This is a genomic window from Mycobacterium sp. MUNTM1 (genome assembly GCF_054660795.1).
This window is the reverse complement of the sequence record NZ_BAAGDE010000011.1, coordinates 88,634-101,951: the sequence shown is the minus strand read 5'-3', so window position 1 is coordinate 101,951 and position 13,318 is coordinate 88,634. Positions and strand designations below refer to the sequence as shown.

Annotated in this window: 12 protein-coding genes; 5 read left to right on the top strand and 7 right to left on the bottom strand. The window is 69.0% G+C overall.

The window, feature by feature from the left end; translation table 11 throughout:
* The first annotated feature begins 89 nt into the window (after positions 1-89).
* From secE to rplA, 4 genes are all read left to right on the top strand, one after another.
* Positions 90-539, top strand: coding sequence for a preprotein translocase subunit SecE (secE, locus tag ACYQ8K_RS08940; protein ID WP_459968104.1), 450 nt, complete (start codon positions 90-92; stop codon positions 537-539).
* Positions 540-564: 25 nt separating this feature from the next.
* The gene (gene nusG / locus ACYQ8K_RS08935) at positions 565-1,350 is read left to right on the top strand and encodes a transcription termination/antitermination protein NusG (protein WP_459968102.1); all 786 of its coding nucleotides are present in this window, start codon (positions 565-567) and stop codon (positions 1,348-1,350) included.
* Between the two features lie 46 nt (positions 1,351-1,396).
* On the top strand, positions 1,397-1,825 hold the full coding sequence (gene rplK / locus ACYQ8K_RS08930; protein WP_007767860.1) for a 50S ribosomal protein L11: 429 nt from the start codon (positions 1,397-1,399) through the stop codon (positions 1,823-1,825).
* 105 nt (positions 1,826-1,930) lie between these two features.
* Entirely contained in the window at positions 1,931-2,638 is a 708-nt protein-coding gene (gene rplA / locus ACYQ8K_RS08925; protein ID WP_459968100.1) for a 50S ribosomal protein L1, read from the top strand.
* Here rplA and ACYQ8K_RS08920 read toward each other — a convergent pair.
* From ACYQ8K_RS08920 to ACYQ8K_RS08890, 7 genes are all read right to left on the bottom strand, one after another.
* Entirely contained in the window at positions 2,635-3,852 is a 1,218-nt protein-coding gene (locus tag ACYQ8K_RS08920; protein WP_459968099.1) for an RNA polymerase sigma factor, read from the bottom strand. The genes rplA and ACYQ8K_RS08920 overlap by 4 nt on opposite strands.
* Positions 3,853-3,855: 3 nt before the next feature.
* Entirely contained in the window at positions 3,856-4,554 is a 699-nt protein-coding gene (locus tag ACYQ8K_RS08915) for a YciI family protein (protein ID WP_459968097.1), read from the bottom strand.
* A gap of 91 nt (positions 4,555-4,645) precedes the next feature.
* Positions 4,646-5,542, bottom strand: coding sequence for a hydroxymycolate synthase MmaA4 (gene mmaA4, locus ACYQ8K_RS08910; protein WP_459968095.1), 897 nt, complete (start codon positions 5,540-5,542; stop codon positions 4,646-4,648).
* A 197-nt stretch (positions 5,543-5,739) separates the two neighbouring features.
* On the bottom strand, positions 5,740-6,600 hold the full coding sequence (locus tag ACYQ8K_RS08905; protein ID WP_459968093.1) for a cyclopropane mycolic acid synthase family methyltransferase: 861 nt from the start codon (positions 6,598-6,600) through the stop codon (positions 5,740-5,742).
* Positions 6,601-6,688: 88 nt separating this feature from the next.
* Positions 6,689-7,537: an alpha/beta fold hydrolase gene (locus ACYQ8K_RS08900; RefSeq protein ID WP_459968175.1), complete on the bottom strand. Its 849-nt coding sequence runs from the start codon at positions 7,535-7,537 to the stop codon at positions 6,689-6,691.
* A gap of 68 nt (positions 7,538-7,605) precedes the next feature.
* Entirely contained in the window at positions 7,606-8,952 is a 1,347-nt protein-coding gene (locus ACYQ8K_RS08895; protein WP_459968091.1) for an ABC1 kinase family protein, read from the bottom strand.
* Between the two features lie 40 nt (positions 8,953-8,992).
* Positions 8,993-9,586: a DinB family protein gene (locus tag ACYQ8K_RS08890; RefSeq protein WP_459968173.1), complete on the bottom strand. Its 594-nt coding sequence runs from the start codon at positions 9,584-9,586 to the stop codon at positions 8,993-8,995.
* A gap of 76 nt (positions 9,587-9,662) precedes the next feature.
* Here ACYQ8K_RS08890 and ACYQ8K_RS08885 point away from each other — a divergent pair.
* Positions 9,663-13,318 (top strand): glycoside hydrolase family 38 N-terminal domain-containing protein (locus ACYQ8K_RS08885; RefSeq protein WP_459968090.1); only part of this gene is annotated, 3,656 nt, incomplete at its 3' end.

Genomic DNA, 13,318 nt, shown 5'->3' with positions numbered 1-13,318 from the left:
AACGAGGGATGTGCCATGGTGGACACTGGAAGTGTGTGCCGCCACAGATGGGACGGCTTTCGGGGTACGAGCAAACAAAGGAGCATGCGGTGAGCGACGAAGGCGACGTTGCCAACGACGCCGCAAGCGACGGCACTGACAAAGAGGACGGCAGCGCGAGCGGCGGTCGGACGGCGGTGGTGACGCGGCCACAGCGCCCCACGGGCAAGCGGTCCCGGCAGCGGGCCGTCGAGGCCGGCGAAGACGCCGAGTCGGCGGACGACGCCGAGGCCGCCGCGCCGGAGAAGACCAAGAAGGGCGCCAAGGCCAAGAAGGCCGCGAAGCCCAAGAAGGCCGGCGACCATCGGGTCAACCCCTTCGTGTTCGTCTACAACTACCTCAAGCAGGTCGTTGCAGAGATGCGGAAGGTCATCTGGCCCAACCGCAAGCAGATGCTCACTTACACCTCCGTTGTGCTGGCTTTCCTGGCCTTCATGGTGGCGCTGGTCGGCCTGGCGGATTTCGGCCTGACCAAGCTGGTGCTGTTGGTGTTCGGCTGAGCGAGTGACAGAGAGGACTCAAACCGTGACTACCTTCGACGGTGACCCGTCCGCGGGTGAAGCGGTCGACGTGGACGAGGCCGCACAGGCGCAGGCCACCGACACCTCTGCAGCCGCTGAGGTCACCGAGGCGACTGCCGACGAGACGGCCGAGGCCGCCGAGACGCCCGACGAGTCGGCCGAAGAGGCCGACCCGGCCGCCACGCTCAAGGCGGAGCTGCGCAGCAAGCCCGGCGACTGGTATGTCATCCACTCCTACGCGGGATACGAGAACAAGGTGAAAGCCAACCTCGAAACCCGTGTGCAGAACCTCGATGTCGGTGACTACATCTTCCAGGTGGAGGTGCCCACCGAAGAGGTCACCGAGATCAAGAACGGTCAGCGCAAGCAGGTCAATCGCAAGGTGCTGCCCGGCTACATCCTGGTGCGCATGGACCTGACCGACGACTCGTGGGCCGCGGTGCGCAACACCCCCGGCGTCACCGGATTCGTCGGGGCGACCTCGCGTCCGTCGGCGCTGACGCTCGACGACGTGGTGAAGTTCCTGCTGCCGCGCGGCGCGACGAAGAAGGCTGCCAAGGGTGCGGCCACCACGGCCGCCGCCGCCGAGGTCGGCGGGCTGGAACGCCCGGCCATCGAGGTCGACTACGAGGTCGGCGAATCGGTGACAGTCATGGACGGCCCGTTCGCGACGCTGCCGGCCACCATCAGCGAGGTCAACGGCGAACAGCAGAAGCTCAAGGTGCTGGTGTCGATCTTCGGCCGCGAAACCCCGGTCGAATTGACCTTCAGCCAAGTCTCCAAGCTCTAACCGGCGCATACGCCGGGCGTAAACCAGGAAGGAACAGCACAATCTCATGGCCCCGAAGAAGAAAGTCGTCGGGCTGATCAAGCTTCAGATCCAGGCGGGGCAGGCCAACCCGGCGCCGCCGGTCGGGCCCGCGCTCGGTCAGCATGGTGTCAACATCATGGAGTTCTGCAAGGCATACAACGCTGCCACGGAGAACCAGCGCGGCCAGGTCATCCCGGTGGAGATCACGGTCTACGAGGACCGCAGCTTCACCTTCGCGCTCAAGACCCCGCCCGCCGCCAAGCTGCTGCTCAAGGCCGCCGGCGTGGGCAAGGGATCGGCCGAGCCGCACAAGACCAAGGTCGCCAAGGTCAGCTGGGACCAGGTGAAGGAGATCGCCGAGACCAAGAAAGCCGACCTGAACGCCAACGACATCGACGCCGCCGCCAAGATCATCGCCGGCACCGCCCGGTCGATGGGCATCACCGTCGAGTAGTCCGAATCGACGCAAAATCACCGTCGAGTAATAACCGGCAAAGACCGTGGGAGGGCTGGCTTCGGCCCGAGTTAACCACGACCCAACACCAGATTGGATTGATCGATGAGCAAGAACAGCAAGGCATACCGCGCCGCCGCCGAAAAGGTGGACCGCGACAACCTCTACTCCCCGCTGGAGGCGGCCAAGCTCGCCAAGGAGACGTCGTCGAGCAAGCAGGACTCCACCGTCGAGGTGGCGATCCGGCTCGGCGTCGACCCGCGCAAGGCCGACCAGATGGTCCGCGGCACGGTCAACCTTCCGCACGGCACCGGAAAGACCGCCCGTGTCGCGGTGTTCGCGGTCGGTGACAAGGCCGAGCAGGCCCAGGCCGCCGGCGCCGACATCGTCGGCAGCGACGACCTGATCGAGAAGATCCAGGGCGGCTGGCTGGAATTCGACGCCGCGATCGCGACCCCGGACCAGATGGCCAAGGTCGGTCGCATCGCCCGCGTGCTCGGTCCCCGCGGCCTGATGCCGAACCCCAAGACCGGCACCGTGACCCCCGACGTCGCCAAGGCCGTGTCCGACATCAAGGGCGGCAAGATCAACTTCCGGGTGGACAAGCAGGCCAACCTGCACTTCGTCATCGGCAAGGCGTCATTCGACGAGAAGGCGCTGGCCGAGAACTACGGCGCCGCGCTGGACGAGGTGCTGCGCCTCAAGCCGTCCGCCTCCAAGGGGCGCTACCTGAAGAAGATCGTGGTCTCGACGACGACCGGCCCGGGCATCCCGGTGGACCCGGCCGTCACCCGCAACTTCGCGGAGGGCTAACCCCCACACTCGGCGATGCGCCGCCGCAGAAACGCGCGGCCGGGGTCGGATCCATTGGACTCCAACGCCTCTCGATACCAAGGCAGCGCATCGGCGGGTCTGTTCGCGCGCCGCAGCAGGTCGGCGCGCACGATCGCGACGAGGTTCGACCGGGTCAGCCGCGGATCGGGGGCCACCGTGTCCAAAGCGGCCAGGCCCGCGTCGGGACCGTCGCGGAATCCGATCGCCAGCGCGCGGTTGGCGGCCACCACCGGCGAGCCGGTCAACGCGAACAGCCGGTCGTAGGCGACGCAGATGGTCGCCCAGTCGGTCCGCTCCCAGGACGGTGCCGTGGCATGCAGCGCGGCGATCACGGCCTGGGGCAGGTAGGCGCCCGTGGAGCCCTGGGCGCGACGCAACCGCTCAAGCCCGCGTGAGATGCGGTCCCGGTCCCAGCGGCGTCGGTCCTGGTCCTCCAGCGGCACCAGCATTCCGGTGTCGTCCACCCGGGTCGCGCGGCGCGAATCGTGCAGCAGCATCAGGGCGGACAGGGCGTGCGCCTCAGGCTCGTCGGGCAGCAGCGCGCACAGCTCGGCGCCCAGCCGGATCCCTTCGTCGCACAGGTCGTCGCGGATGGCCGACGGGCCCGCGGTCGACCAGTAGCCCTCGGTGAATACCGAATAGACGCAACCGAACACGTGCGGCGTGCGCTCGGGCAGCAACTCGGCCGGCGGCACCCGCAGCGGGATGTTGGCATGCCGAACCTTGTTCTTGGCGCGCGTGATTCGCTGACCGACGGCCGCCTCGGACTGCAGGAGCGCCCGCGCGATCTCGCCGACGGTCAAACCGGACACCAACCGCAGGGTGAGGGCCAACTGCGATTGCCGGTCCAGCGCCGGGTGGGCACAGGTGAACATCATCCGCAACTCGTCGTCGCGTACCGGATGCGGATCGGTGCGATCGGTGCGCGCCCTGATGTCGTCCACCACGGCCGCCAATTCCTTTCCGGGGCGCACGGTTTCGCGGCGCAGCCGGTCCCGGGCGCGGTTACGGGCGACGGTCACCAGCCAGCCGCCCGGGCTTTCGGGCACGCCGTCGCGCGGCCAGGTGCGCAGCGCTTCGGCGCAGGCCTCCTGGACGGCGTCCTCGGCGACGGTGAGGTCACCCGACCACCGCGCGAGCGCGGCCACGGCCGGGCCCCATTCCCGGCGGAAGACGCCGTCCAGGTTGGCCATCCGCTACAGGGCGGAGACGCCCGCCAGTTGGCGCAGCTGCACGGTCGAGGCGGGGATCATCGACGCGATTTTGATCGCCTCGTCGCGGTCGCTGGCGCCCAGCAGGTAGATGCCGGTCGCGATCTCGGCGCCCTCGACATAGGGGCCGTCCGTGATGAGGACCTCGCCGTCACGCACCCGCACGGTCGTCGCGGTGGAACGGTCGTGCAGCGCCGCCCCGCCGAGCACCCGATCACCGGCGGCGGCGTGCAGATCCGCGTGCTTGGCGGCCACCGCCTCCCACTCGGGGGTGCCCGGCGTGTGGGCGGTGGCGGGCGGTTCCAGCAGGAGCGCGAGCCAGTCGTTGCCGGTCAGGGCGCGCGTCGGCTCGATCGAGTGGACCACCGGCCACAACTCCACCGCCCCGAACGCGGCGATCGGGACGTCACGCGCCAGTGCCAGCGCCTCGTCCAGGTTTTCGGCCTCGAAGACGTAGTAGCCGCACGCCACCTCGGCGGTCTCGGCGAAGGGGCCGTCGGTGACGGTCGGCGCGTCCGGGCCGCCGGTGATCACCGCCGCAGCCGCGGCGGGGGCCAGCGCGTCACCGGCCTTGATCGCCGGTCCGGCCTTGGCGTGGAAGCTCTCCCAGGCCGCCATCGCGGTGGCGGGATCGTCGGGCGTACGTTCGGATTCCTTGCTGATCAACAGGGCGAAGTACTGCATGTTCGTCACCTCCGATAGTGAGCGGAGCCGTCTGCTCCACTCTCTACCTACTCGACGAACCGCGCAGCGCTAATCCGACAGGCGGCGCGAATCAGGCGGCCGCGCCCGGCTTGAGGTAGGTCACCAGGCTGACGTCGAGCATCTCGTCGCCGAAGTAGTGCTCGCAGCCGCGAAGGTACTTGATGTAGCGGTTGTAGACCTCTTCGGAGGTGACCTCGATGGCCTTGTCCCGGTTCGACTCCAGGGTGTCGCCCCAGATGTGCAGCGTCTTGACGTAGTGCGGTCGCAGCGAAAGCGGCTCGGGCACAACAAATCCCACCTTCTCGCCGTGATCGACCATCATCTGGGTGGACGGCAGCCGACCGCCCGGGAAGATCTCGGTGATGATGAACTTGATGAATCGCGCCGTCTCGAAGCTCAGCTTCTTGCCGCGGGCGCGCAGGTCGTCGGGGTGGTAGCTGACGCTGCTCTGCACGGTCATCCGGCCGTCGTCGGGCATGATGCCGAAAGTGCGCTTGAAGAAATCGTCGTAGTTCTCGTGGCCGAAGTGCTCGAAGGCCTCGATCGACACGATGCGGTCGACGGGCTCGTTGAAGTCCTCCCAGTTCTGCAGGCGGACCTGGCGCGACCGGCCGGTGTCGATGGAATCGAGCAACGCCTGAGCGCGGGCGTGCTGGTTCTTGGACAGCGTCAGGCCGATGACGTTGACGTCGAATCGCTCGACGGCGCGCTTCATGGTGGTGCCCCACCCGCACCCGATGTCCAGCAAAGTCATGCCCGGCTTGAGGTCCAGCTTGTCCAGGTTGAGGTCGATCTTGGCGTACTGGGCCTCTTCCAGGCTCATGTCGTCGCGCTCGAAGTAGGCGCAGCTGTAGATCCGGGACGGGTCCTGGAACAGGCCGAAGAAGTCGTCGGAGACGTCGTAGTGCGCCTGGATGTCCTCCGAACGCGTCCGCGTCTTCGTCGGGCTAGTCGGTTGATCAGCCATTTTCGTCCTGTTCTCCTCCGCTGAGGTTCACTTCCTACAACCCGCGCACGCATCGGAGGGGTCGCGTTTGACCTGCAACGATACCCAACATCGAGGCGCATTTTTGAAAAAGGGTGCGGGTGCGCGTCGCGGGCCCGACCGCGGATACGGAGTCTACTTTTCCAGGGTGGGCGGGTTCGCGTCCACCCAGCCCACCGCTACTTGGTGAGCGTGTACTGGGCGACGTTGGAGATGCCCTTGCGGAACAGCTCCGCGCAGCCGGTCAGGTAGCGCATGTAGCGGTCGTAGACCTCTTCGGACTGGACGGCGATGGCGCGCTCGCGATTGGCCTCGAGATTGGCCGCCCAGGTGTCCAGCGTGCGCGCGTAATGCGGCTGCAGATATTGCGTCTGCTCCAGCGAGAATCCGCTGGCCCGGGAATTGTCGACGATATCGGGCTCGCCGCACATGCCCCCGCCGGGGAAAATTTCCTTGCCGAGGAAGCGCAAGAATCGCAGATCCGACATCGTGATCGTGATGCCGTGCTCATGCCAGTAGGTTTGCGGATGCGTGAAAATGCTGTGCATCAACATTCGGCTGTTCTCGGGAAGGGTCTTATAGGCCCAGTCCCAGAACGCGGGCCAGCGTTCCTTTTTGAACGCGTCGAACGCCTCGAAGCTGATGATCCGATCGACCTGCTCGTCGAACTCTTCCCAACCCTGCAGCCGGGCCTCGGCGCGCCGCGTCGTCGGGATCGCTTCCAGCCTCGCCTTGGTGCGCGCGTAATGGTTGCGGCTCAGCGTGATGCCAATGACATTCACGTCGTACTTCTCGAGTGCGCGAACCACCGCGCCGCCCCAGCCGCAGCCGACGTCGAGCACCGTCATGCCCGGATCGAGTTTCATCTTGTCCAGCGCCAGATCGATCTTGGCGAGCTGCGCCTCTTCCAGGGTCATGTCGTCGTTCTTGAAGTAGGCGCAGGTATAGACCATGTTCGGGTCGAGGAACAGCGCAAAGAAGTCGTCCGAAATGTCGTAGGTCGCCTGCGACTCTTCGTAATACGGCTTCAGCTTGGCCATTTGGGACACCCACCCTTCTCTGCCAACGGTACAGCCCTGCCACATGGACGGAAAATCACGGGGATGCGTTTCTACCGAATGTTTTTGGTTACCAGGCCCTGCTGAAGTTTTTCGTCAGCACGCCGATCACCTGATCCCACAACTGCTGTGGAAGATCATGACCCATTCCGTCGAATGTCACCAATCGGGCGCCGTCGATGGCCCGCGCCACGGCGCGCCCCCCGAACGGCCGCATCAGCTTGTCGGCCCGGCCGTGGATCACCACGGTCGGAGCGGTGGTCTCGCGGTTGTAGCGGCGCAGGCTGCCGCTGCCCAGCACGGCGCCGAAATGCCGCGCGACGCCCTGGGGGTAGTAGTTGCGGTCGTAGCCCTCGGCGGCCTCGGCGCGGGCCTGTTCTTCGGGCACGCGATAGCGCGGGCTGCCGATGATGTTGCCGACGCGCACCGCGTTGTCGATGATCACCTCGCGCGGCGAGTCCGGGGGCGGCCCCTTCAGCAGCGCCAGCAGCGCGCGGGGGGCCGGCGGCGGCAGCAGCGGCGCGTTGTTGCTGGAGAAGATGACCGCCAGTGACCTGGTCCGCTCGCGGAATCGGGCGGCGAAGATCTGCGCGATCATGCCGCCCATCGACGCACCCACGATGTGGGCGCCGTCGATGCCCAGGTGATCCAGCACGGCCGCGGCGTCGTCGGCCATGTCTTCCAGCCGGTACGCCGACCGGCTGGGCAGACCCAGCCAGGACCGCAGCAGCCGGATCACCAGTGGCTGCCCCGAGCTGCGGTGCTGTGTCTTGCTGGACAGGCCGACGTCGCGGTTGTCGTACCGGATGACCCGCAGGCCGTGGCCGACCAGCCGCTCGCAGAACGCGACCCGCCACAGCAGCAGCTGGGCTCCCAGGCCCATGATCAGCAGGACGGGCGGGTCGTCGATGTCGCCCATGTCCTCGTAGTACAGCTTCAGATCGCCGGAAATGGCATGCCCCGTGCGGACCTGCACCAGAGAAGCTCCTATACCTCGACGTCGGAGGAGTGCTCGCGACTGACCTCGACCATGAAGTTCGCGAAATAGCCCGTCAGTTGCGGATCCGACATCATCTGCCACTTGGGCGCGAGCAGCTTCATGTACCGCTCGACGTAGAGGAATTGCTTGCCGATCAGGACCAGCTCGCGGGGGAGCTTGACGTCGTAGGCGTCGGCCAGCGCCGACAGCTGCCGGCCGATGTCGGCGTAGGACATGTCGCCCAGCGTCGACATGGTCAGCGGGGTCGCGAACTTCTCCAGGTCCTTAGCGGCCTCGGCCTCCGGCTTCATGGTGCCGACGGCGCCCATCAGCACGACGATCTTGCCCGCCGCCGCGTGGTCCTTCTTGACCAGCAGCGCGTACACCAGCTCGCGCAGCAGCCAGCGGGTGCGGGGATCGATGCGGCCCATGATCCCGAAGTCGAAGAAAACGATGCGGCCCTGGTCGTCCACGTAGAGGTTGCCGGCGTGCAGGTCGCCGTGGAACAGCCCGTGCCGCAGCCCGCCCTCGAACAGCGAGAACAGCAGCGCCTTGACCAGCTCGGTGCCGTCGAAGCCGGCCTTGCGGATGGCGGCGACGTCGTCGATGCGGATGCCATGCACCCGTTCCATGGTCAGCACCCGGTCGCTGGTGAAGTCCCAGAACACCTGCGGCACCCGGATGTTGCGGCCCAGCGGGGAGGCGTGCAGGTGCGACACCCAAGCCTCCATCGACTGCGCCTCCAGTCGGAAGTTCAGCTCCTCGGCCAGGTTGTCGGAGAAGTCGGCCACCACGTCCTGCGCCGACAGCCGGCGGCCCAGCTTGGCCAGCTCGACGGCCTGGGCGAAACGCTTGAGGATCTGCAGGTCGGCCGCGACCCGGCGGCGGATGCCCGGGCGCTGGATCTTGACGACGACCTCCTCGCCGCTGTGCAGGGTCGCGTAGTGCACCTGCGCGATGGACGCCGACGCGAACGGCGTCTCGTCCCATTTGGCGAACAGCTCGGACGGGTCACCGCCGAGGTCTTCGACGAAGAGCTTGTGCACCTCGTCGGGGTCGGCGGGCGGCACCCGGTCGAGCAGACCGCGGAACTCCCGGGACAGCGATTCGCCGAACGCGCCGGGACTCGACGCGATGATCTGGCCGAACTTGACGTACGTCGGTCCCAGGTCGGCGAAGGTCTGGGGGAGCTGCTTGATCACCTTCTGCTGCCACGGACCCCTGCCCGGCAGCTTGGTGACGATGCGAGCGGCGGTGCGGGTGACCTGCCAACCTGTCACGGCAACCCGGGCCGCTTCGACCGGCAACGGCACCCGGTCGAGCTTGGCGCCCTCTCGATGTTTGGCGGAGCTCATCTGTGCAGTGTGCCAAATCGCCCGGATGAGTCCCAATCCTCTAACTCGGGCGCCCGCCGCCGTCCCCGCCTTTCCAGGGCTGCACCCAGCCCTCAATTGCCCAGCCCTCCCGCGCGGCGATCAACTCGTACATCGTCGCGCCGTCGATCGTCTCGCGGATGATGTCGGCGTGTCCGGCATGCCGGGCCAGCTCGTTGATCACGTGCAGGATCACCCAGCGCACCGACCAGGCTTCCTGGTTCTTCGGAAACCACGGGATGTCGCGCGGAACGGGCACCGCGGCGTCCAGGTCGGCGGTCTCCACCAGCCGCAGCGAGGCCGCGTTCTGCGCCTCGAACGCCCCCAGCAGCCCGGCCAGCGTCTCGTCGGGCCGCATCACGTGCTGGTCGGCGAACTCCGCGGCGATCTGCTCGAACGGGCGCGGGTCTTTCGCCGGCGCCTCCGGCGCGGCGGCGACGCGCGCCATCCAGCTGCGCTGCATCCCGGTCGCATGCTTGATCAGCCCGCCGATCGACAGCGCGCTGACCGAGGGCGTCGACCGGGCCTGGTCGTCGGTGAGGTCATGGCTGACCGCGAAATACGCGCTCTGGTGAAACGCCAGGAATCCGCGCAGGGCGCTGCGTTCGTCGGCCACCGGCGGGGCGAGTGCGGGCATTGGTCGATCCTAGGTCGCGCGCGCCGTAAGGTGCGGGGATGCAGGTGGTTTCGGCATGCGGATAATCGACGCCGAGCCGACCGAGCTCTTCGTCGGGCCCTCGGACGCGCCGCTGCAGCTGGTCCGCGTCACCGTTTCCGAATGCGCCGAACCCACGCCGGTCCGCATCGACGGCCGCGGCCTGCGCGGACGCGCGGTCGCCGAGCCCGGGAGCGAGGTCGTCGAGGTCGCCGTGAGCGTCGACGAGGCCGTCGTCGGCCAGCGCCGGCCCGCGCGGGCCCACGCCGGCGGTCAGCGGCTGCCCTTCGAGTTCACCGTCGCCGAGCCCGGGTGGACCATGTTCATGGTCAGCCACTTCCACTACGACCCGGTGTGGTGGAACACCCAGGGCGCCTACACCAGCGAGTGGACCGAGGACCCGCCGGGCCGGGCCCGCCAGCGCAACGGCTTCGACCTGGTGCACGCGCATCTGGAGATGGCGCGCCGCGACCCCGAGTACAAGTTCGTGCTGGCCGAGGTCGACTACCTCAAGCCGTACTGGGACACCCGCCCCGACGACCGGGCCGACCTGCGCCGGTTCATCGGCCAGGGCCGCGTCGAGGTGATGGGCGGCACCTACAACGAACCCAACACCAACCTCACCAGTCCGGAAACGACGATTCGGAACCTCGTGCACGGCATGGGTTTTCAGCATCACGTCATGGGTGCCAACCCGGCCACCGCGTGGCAGCTGGACGTGTTCGGCCACGATCCGCAATTCCCGGGGATGGCCGCGGACGCCGGCCTGACGTCGAGTTCGTGGGCCAGGGGACCACACCACCAGTGGGGCCCGGCCCTGGGCGACGGCGATGTCGAGCGCATGCAGTTCGCCAGCGAGTTCGAGTGGATCTCGCCGTCGGGCCGCGGCCTGCTCACCCATTACATGCCCGCGCACTATTCGGCGGGCTGGTGGATGGACTCCGCGGCGTCGCTGGGCGAGGCCGAGGAGGCCACGTACCGGCTGTTCGATCAGCTCAAGAAGGTCGCGCTGACCCGCAACGTGCTGCTGCCCGTCGGCACCGACTACACGCCGCCCAACAAGTGGGTCACCGACATCCACCGCGACTGGGCCGCCCGCTACACCTGGCCGCGCTTCGTGTGCGCACTGCCGTGCGAGTTCTTCGCGGCGGTGCGCGCCGAGTTGGCGGAGGGGCGCTACGCGCCTCGAGAACCATCGCCGCAGACCCGGGACATGAACCCGATCTACACCGGCAAGGACGTCTCCTACATCGACACCAAGCAGGCCAACCGGGCCGCCGAGAACGCCGTCCTGCAGGCCGAGCGATTCGCGGTGTTCGCCGGGCTGCTGACTGGCGCCCCCTACCCGCAGGCCGCCCTGGCCAAGGCGTGGGTGCAGCTGGTCTACGGCGCGCATCACGACGCCATCACCGGCTCGGAATCCGACCAGGTGTACCTCGATCTGCTGACCGGCTGGCGCGACGCCTGGCAGCTGGGCCGCGTGGCCCGCGACAACTCGCTAGAGCTGCTGTCCGGCGAGGTCGCTTCGGGCGCGGGCGACGTGATCGTGTGGAATCCGCTGACCTGCCGGCGCACCGACATCGTCACCGCCCGCCTCGACCCGCCGCTGGGCGCCCGGGTGCGGGTGCTCGACTCCGACGGCGCCGAGCTGGCGGCCCACGTCGAGCACGAAGGCCGGTCGGTCAGCTGGCTGGCGCGCGATGTGCCGTCGCTGGGGTGGCGGGCATACCGGCTGGTGCCCGACCCCGACCGGGGCGAGGCGGCCGGCTGGGAACCGGTCGCGGGATGGGCGATCGCCAACGAGCACTACCGCATCCGCGTCGACCCGGAGCGTGGCGGCGGGGTCACCTCGCTGCTGCAGGACGGCCGCGAGTTGATGGCCGACGGCCGGGTGGGCAACGAGCTCGCCGTCTACGAGGAGTACCCGGCGCACCCGAGCCAGGGCGAGGGCCCGTGGCACCTGCTGCCCAAGGGGCCGGTGGTGTGCTCGTCCGCGGAGCCGGCGCGGGTGCAGGCCTTCCACGGGCCGCTGGGTCAGCGAGTGGTGGTGCACGGCCGCATCGGCACGCTGCTGCGCTACACCCAGACCCTGACCCTGTGGCGTGGCGTCGCGCGGGTGGACTGCCGCACCACCATCGACGAGTTCAGCGGCGCCGACCAGCTGGTGCGACTGCGCTGGCCGTGCCCGGTGCCCGGCGCCATGCCGGTCAGCGAGGTGGGCGACGCCGTCGTCGGCCGCGGTTTCGCGCTGCTGCATGACGGACCCGACGCGGTGGATACCGCCCGGCACCTGTGGACCCTGGACAACCCGGCGTACGGCTGGTTCGGCCTGTCCTCGGCGGCCCGGATCCGGGTGTCGGGCACCGGCGTGCGGGCGGTGTCGGTCGCCGAGGTGGTGTCGCCCACCGAGGCGATGGCCGGGCCGCTGGCCCGGGAGTTGATGGTCGCGCTGGTGCGCGCCGGCGTCACGGCCACCTGCAGCGCCGCCGGCAAGGCGCGCTACGGACACCTCGAGGTCGATTCGAACCTGCCCGACGCGCGCATCGCGCTGGGCGGCCCGGCTCGCAACGCGTTCGCCGCGGCCGTGCTGGCCGACGCCCCGGAGTACGCCGACGAGCCGGAGCGTCAATTGGCGGCGACCGGCCGGGCCCTGGTGTGGGTGCCGGCCGAGACGCCGCTGGACGCGGTGTGGGTGCCCGACGCCGACCTGCGATCGCCGCGGGCGCTGCCGGTGCTGGTCATCGACGGCCGCGACGAGGACGACCTGCGGGCGGCGATCGCGGCGGTGGCCGGCGACCTCGGCGACGCCGAGATCGCCGTGACGCAGCGACCACCCTCGGGGACGGACGCTTTCGAGGACCGCACCGTCGCCCTGCTCAACCGCGGCGTGCCCAGCTTCGCCGTCGACACCGAGGGCACCCTGCACACCGGGCTGATGCGGTCCTGCACCGGCTGGCCGTCGGGCATCTGGATCGACGACCCGCGCCGCACCGCGCCGGACGGCTCTAACTTCCAACTGCAGCATTGGACCCACGCCTTCGACTACGCGTTGGTCAGCGGGGCGGGCGACTGGCGGCGGGCGGGGATCCCCACCCGCAGCGCGCAGTTCTCCCAGCCGCTGCTCGCCGTCACACCGGGCCGGCAAGGGGAAGCGCCGGCGCCGGCGGGATCGCTGCTGCGCGTCGAGCCCGAATCGGTACAGCTGGGCGCCCTCAAGGCCGCCGGCAATCCGCTCACCGCGGGCAGCGCGGCGCCGGTCGACCCGCACGCGGTGGCGCTGCGCCTGGTGGAGACCAGCGGCGCCAGCACGCCCGTCGTCGTCGACTCCGACGTCGCGATGCTGCGCGACCTTCGGCGCGCCGATCTGCTGGAGGCCAATCCCGAACCCGTGTCCTCGGTCGAGCTGCACGGCTACCAGGTGGCGACCGTGCTGGCCCGCATCGACGCGCCCCGGGCCGCGGCCGACGCCGGCGTCCTGGCCCCGGATGCCGAGGCCGCCCAGCCGCTGTACGCGCGGTACTGGCTGCACAATCGCGGCCCCGCACCGCTCGGCGGGCTGCCGGCGGTCGCCCACCTGCACCCGACGCAGACGAGTGCGGAGCCCGGTGCCGGGGGGGGGGGGGGGGGGGGCGCGGGGGGGGGGCCACCCGCCCGGGCAGCGGGGCGCGGCCGTCGCAGCCACCGGCGGGGAGG

What these genes read in the sequence shown, in the direction of transcription:
- rplK (WP_007767860.1), top strand. Translation starts at nt 1,397, where the DNA reads ATGGCCCCGAAGAAGAAAGTCGTCGGGCTGATCAAGCTTCAGATCCAG.
- rplA (WP_459968100.1), top strand. Translation starts at nt 1,931, where the DNA reads ATGAGCAAGAACAGCAAGGCATACCGCGCCGCCGCCGAAAAGGTGGAC.
- ACYQ8K_RS08920 (WP_459968099.1), bottom strand. Translation starts at nt 3,852, where the DNA reads ATGGCCAACCTGGACGGCGTCTTCCGCCGGGAATGGGGCCCGGCCGTG.
- ACYQ8K_RS08915 (WP_459968097.1), bottom strand. Translation starts at nt 4,554, where the DNA reads ATGCAGTACTTCGCCCTGTTGATCAGCAAGGAATCCGAACGTACGCCC.
- mmaA4 (WP_459968095.1), bottom strand. Translation starts at nt 5,542, where the DNA reads ATGGCTGATCAACCGACTAGCCCGACGAAGACGCGGACGCGTTCGGAG.
- ACYQ8K_RS08905 (WP_459968093.1), bottom strand. Translation starts at nt 6,600, where the DNA reads ATGGCCAAGCTGAAGCCGTATTACGAAGAGTCGCAGGCGACCTACGAC.
- ACYQ8K_RS08900 (WP_459968175.1), bottom strand. Translation starts at nt 7,537, where the DNA reads ATGGGCGACATCGACGACCCGCCCGTCCTGCTGATCATGGGCCTGGGA.
- ACYQ8K_RS08895 (WP_459968091.1), bottom strand. Translation starts at nt 8,952, where the DNA reads ATGAGCTCCGCCAAACATCGAGAGGGCGCCAAGCTCGACCGGGTGCCG.